Source organism: Saccharopolyspora sp. 6M (assembly GCF_020176775.1).
Classification (GTDB): domain Bacteria; phylum Actinomycetota; class Actinomycetes; order Mycobacteriales; family Pseudonocardiaceae; genus Saccharopolyspora_C; species Saccharopolyspora_C gregorii.
In genome coordinates this window covers 1-387 of the sequence record NZ_JAIUJZ010000358.1, presented here as the reverse complement: position 1 = coordinate 387, position 387 = coordinate 1, and the positions used below count along the sequence as shown (strand labels likewise).

The following is a 387-nucleotide window of genomic DNA, read 5'->3' as shown; positions in this document are numbered from 1 at the left end:
GCCATGCGGTTCTTCCTCCTCGATCAGGTGGTGCCGGGGTTCGGCGGTGCCGGGTCCAGCGGCGCCGGGATTCGGCGGGCACGGGTCCAGCGGTGCCGGGTCCAGCGGTGCCGGGTTCAGCGGCGGCGGTCGCCGTAGCGGCGCCGGAACTTCTCGACGCGGCCCTCGCTGTCGAGCACCCGCTGGTTGCCGGTCCAGAACGGGTGCGAGTCGGCGGTGATGTCGACGACGATCAGCGGGTAGTTCTGCCCGTCCTCCCAGGTGACGGTGTCCTCCGAGGTGGCGGTGGAGCGGGTCAGGAACCGGGTGCCGGTGGAGCGGTCCTGGAACACGACGGGGCCGTACTCGGGATGGATGTTCGGTTTCACGATCTCCTCCTGTGCTGGT

At 70.3% G+C, this 387-nt stretch carries 1 protein-coding gene; it reads right to left on the bottom strand.

The window, feature by feature from the left end; all coding sequences use genetic code 11:
* Positions 1–116 precede the first annotated feature (116 nt).
* Positions 117–368: a type B 50S ribosomal protein L31 gene (locus LCD31_RS28815; protein WP_224963330.1), complete on the bottom strand. Its 252-nt coding sequence runs from the start codon at positions 366–368 to the stop codon at positions 117–119.
* Between the last annotated feature and the right edge of the window lie 19 nt (positions 369–387).